Origin of the sequence: Streptomyces sp. KR55 (assembly GCF_052245645.1) — a bacterium.
GTDB classification, from domain to species: domain Bacteria; phylum Actinomycetota; class Actinomycetes; order Streptomycetales; family Streptomycetaceae; genus Streptomyces; species Streptomyces flavusporus.
The window spans coordinates 1-3,964 of record NZ_JBQQCE010000660.1; the positions used below are offsets into that span (position 1 = coordinate 1).

Genomic DNA, 3,964 nt, shown 5'->3' on the forward strand with positions numbered 1-3,964 from the left:
TTCCTGCATCGCGCCGACGTGATCCAGTTGGTGACGGCGGCGCGATGCAGGAAGGTGTCGCCGATCGCGTTGCCGGCGCAGGCCAGCGCCATCAGACCACCTGCGAGGGCGAGCCGGGAGCCGGATCGGTCGACCACAGCCTGGACGGCGAAGCCCACACAGAACGGCAACGCGGAGACCGACACGAAGTGGAGCAGTCCCCAGGCCAGCGATCTGAACTGTCCACGCAGCTGATTCCGGCCGAGCCACCACAGGAACCGCGGCCCCGAGCGCGCGTCCGGCACACCTGGGTCGGGATACGGAAGGTCTTGGATCTGCATGACGTCCCAGTGGCTCGTGTCAGGTGGGCGGAAGGGATGGCGGTCGGTGAAGGGGTGCGGATGCGAAACGGAAAGACCGTGCACGGGGGAAACAGGCCGTGAAAGGTTCGCGTCACAACGTGGTCGAAGGCAACCGGTTTTCCGCGGCAGCGCACAGATCCGGCTACCGCGGGACTCACCTCGTGCGCCTCCCGTCACCGAGGCCTCATTGTGGGCGCGCCCGACTTGCCCTGGCACACCGGCGATGCGAGGACCGCCGCGGCTGTTGAAGCGAGTCGTGTGCGATGCGTCACCCGGTGCCTGATTTACACGGTGGCAACACGGCGGTCTCGTGGGCGATCAACAACCCCCGCAAAGTGATCATCGCGGAAGTCGCTTTCCGCATTGCAGAAGTCCCGTCCCGGCTTCTGTGTGCCACCGTCCCCAAGGAGTGCCCGTGCCGCCGTCCGTACCGCCCCTGCCGCGACGCGTCGCACGCATACTGCGTACCTCTCTCTTCGCGCAGGTCGCCTGCGCGCTCGTGCTCGGCATCGTCGTCGGAAAGCTGTGGCCCGACCTGGCCGCTGATCTCCAGCCGCTCGGCGACGGATTCACCCGGCTCATCAAGACGATCATCTCGCCGCTGGTGTTCTGCGTGGTGGTCGTCGGCATCGCCAAGGCCGGTGACCTGAAGGCATTCGGCCGGATCGGGCTCAAGGCCCTGATCTGGTTCGAGGTCGCGAGCACGCTCGCCCTGCTCATCGGGCTTCTCGCCGCCAACGTCGTCCAGCCCGGCTCGGGGATGAACGTCGACCCGGCCACGCTCGACACCTCGGCGGTCGACGAGAAGACGGGTGGTGGTTCACTGCCCTCGACGACCGAGTTCGTGCTGAACGCGCTTCCCACCAGTTTCATCGGAGCCTTCGCCGAGAACTCCCTGCTCCAAGTGCTCATTCTCGCCTGCCTGGTGGGCGCCGCTCTGCTGCATCTCGGCCACACCAAGGTGCCGCAGGTCCTGCCGGCCGTCGAGCAGGCCCAGGAGATCATCTTCGCGATCGTCGGCTTCGTCATGCGACTGGCCCCGATCGCGGTGTTCGGTGCGATGGCCGTCCTGATCGGCCAGTACGGGCTCGGAGTGATCGAGACGTACGCCAAGCTGATCGTCCTGTGCTATGCGGCCGCGGCGTTCTTCATCGTGCTCCTCGCGGTCGCCCTGCGGATGGTCACCGGGCTCAGCCTCTGGAAGTTCCTCCGGTACATCCGCGAGGAGATGCTGCTCGCGCTGGGCACGGCGTCCACCGAGTCCGTCATGCCGCGCGTGATGCAGAAGCTGCGCAAGGCGGGTGCCCGCGACGACGCCGTGGGCCTGGTGCTGCCCACGGGCTACTCCTTCAACCTCGACGGCGCCTCGCTGTACCTGTCCATCGGCACCCTGTTCATCGCGCAGGCCGTGGGTGTGGATCTCAGCCTGGGCCAGCAGATCACCGTGCTGCTGGTGCTGATGCTGACGAGCAAGGGCATGGCCGGCATCCCCGGTTCGGCCTTCCTCGCCCTGTCCGCGACCGCCGCCTCGCTGGGCGCCATTCCCGCCGGTGCTGTCGCCCTCCTGTTGGGTGTGGACCGCATCATGGACTCGATGCGCGTGGTGACGAACCTCCTCGGCAACTGCGTCGCCGTCTTCGCGGTGTCCCGCTGGGAGGGCGCGCTGGATGCCGTACGGGCGAAGAAGGTGCTGGACGGGGAGATCGCCTCCGTACCGGACGCCCACGAAGAGGCTCTGCCCGCGCAGTCGGCCAAGGAGCCTGCGTCCGAGGCCCGCTGAGCACTCGTCGCAACAAGCCGCGCGCTGCCACTCCGAAACCGGGAGCGGCAGCACGCGGCTCTTGGTGTCGGGGCCTACGAGAGCATCTGGGCGGCGTCGGCGCCGCCAGGCCCCCCGTCGACCAGCGTGTCCAGCAGCCCCCCGAGCACCTCCCGCTGCTCGTCCGTGAGAGGCGCGAGGATCTCCTCCGCGGCCGACCTGCGCGCCGCGTGCAGCTCGCGCAGCGCCTCGCGCCCCTCGGGCGTGAGGTCGATCCGGATCACCCGGCGGTTGCTCGGGTCGGGAACCCTGCGCACCTTGCCGCTCGCCTCCAGAGCGTCGACCAGCGTCGTCACGGCACGCGGCACCACTTCCAGCCGCTCGGCGAGGTCGGCCATACGGGGCGGCGAGTCGTAGTGCGCGAGGGTGCGCAGCAGCCGGGACTGCGCCGGGGTGATGCCCAGGGCACGCTGTTGGAGATGGCGTTTCTGGATCCGGTGCACCCGGCGGGTGAGCCGCAGCAGCTGCTCGGCGAGCAGTCCGTCGGGGTCGGAGGTGGTCATGCGGGAACAATATCAGGACCACGTTCATTGTGAGTATAGGTAACAATGAGCTACGCTCCGCCAGTCGTCGCCGACCCCCTCCTGAAGGAGCCCATGAAACCCGACCACGAACCCGCCTGGACGCCGCCCGACGACTCCGAGGAGCAGCCGCGGCAGGTGCGTCGCATCCTGAAACTCTTCCGCCCCTACCGTGGCCGACTGCTCGTCGTCGGCCTGCTCGTCGGCGCCTCGTCGCTGGTATCGGTCGCCACGCCGTTCCTGCTCAAGGCGATCCTCGACACCGCGATCCCCCAGGGACGGACCGGCCTGCTCACCCTGCTGGCCCTCGGCATGATCCTCAGCGCCGTACTGTCCAGCGTCTTCGGCGTCCTGCAGACCCTGATCTCGACGACGGTCGGCCAGCGCGTCATGCACGATCTGCGCACCGCCGTCTACGGCCGGTTGCAGCGCATGTCGCTCGCCTTCTTCACCCGCACCCGCACGGGCGAGGTCCAGTCCCGCATCGCCAACGACATCGGCGGCATGCAGGCCACCGTCACCTCCACGGCCACCTCCCTGGTCTCCAACTTCACCAGCGTCGTCGCCACGATCATCGCGATGCTCGCCCTCGACTGGCGGCTGACCGTCGTCTCGCTGCTCCTGCTGCCGGCGTTCGTGTGGATCAGCCGCCGGGTCGGCGACGAACGCCGGAAGATCACCACGCGGCGTCAGAAGCAGATGGCCGCGATGGCCGCGACGGTCACCGAGTCGTTGTCGGTCAGCGGCATCCTGCTGGGCCGCACCATGGGCCGCGCCGAGTCGCTGACGAAGTCCTTCGCCGAGGAGTCCGACCGGCTGGTCGACCTCGAGGTGCGGTCGAACATGGCCGGCCGCTGGCGGATGGCCGTCATCACGATCGTCATGGCCGCCATGCCCGCCGTCATCTACTGGACGGCCGGCCTCGCCCTCCATCTGGGCGGTCCGGAGGTCTCCATCGGCACGATCGTCGCCTTCGTCTCCCTCCAGCAGGGCCTGTTCCGCCCGGCGGTCAGCCTGCTCGGCACCGGCGTCCAGATCCAGACCTCGCTGGCCCTCTTCCAGCGCATCTTCGAGTACCTCGACCTGCCCGTCGATATCACCGAGCGCGAGCGCCCCCTCCGTCTCGACCAGGTCAAGGGCGAAGTCCGCTTCGAGGGCGTCGAGTTCCGCTACGACGGCAAGGACGGCCCCGTCCTCGACGGCATCGACCTCACCGTCCCGGCCGGCGGCAGCCTCGCGATCGTCGGCCCGACCGGCGCCGGCAAGTCCACGCTGGGCTACCT

Annotated in this window: 3 protein-coding genes and 1 pseudogene; 2 read left to right on the forward strand and 2 right to left on the reverse strand. The window is 68.6% G+C overall.

Going from position 1 to position 3,964, the window contains the following annotated elements:
- A pseudogene (locus ACTWQJ_RS47780) lies at window positions 1–320 on the reverse strand (ABC transporter ATP-binding protein); the annotation flags it as partial.
- Between the two features lie 436 nt (window positions 321–756).
- Between ACTWQJ_RS47780 and ACTWQJ_RS47785 the strand changes: the two are divergent.
- Entirely contained in the window at window positions 757–2,121 is a 1,365-nt protein-coding gene (locus ACTWQJ_RS47785) for a cation:dicarboxylate symporter family transporter (RefSeq protein WP_443312634.1), read from the forward strand.
- 74 nt (window positions 2,122–2,195) lie between these two features.
- On the opposite strand, the gene ACTWQJ_RS47790 is transcribed toward ACTWQJ_RS47785, so the two are convergent.
- Window positions 2,196–2,663 (reverse strand): MarR family winged helix-turn-helix transcriptional regulator, encoded by a 468-nt coding sequence (locus ACTWQJ_RS47790; protein WP_443312635.1) that lies wholly within the window; start codon window positions 2,661–2,663, stop codon window positions 2,196–2,198.
- 93 nt (window positions 2,664–2,756) lie between these two features.
- Here ACTWQJ_RS47790 and ACTWQJ_RS47795 point away from each other — a divergent pair.
- The coding region (locus tag ACTWQJ_RS47795) for an ABC transporter ATP-binding protein (protein WP_443312636.1) at window positions 2,757–3,964 on the forward strand (1,208 nt) is incomplete at its 3' end.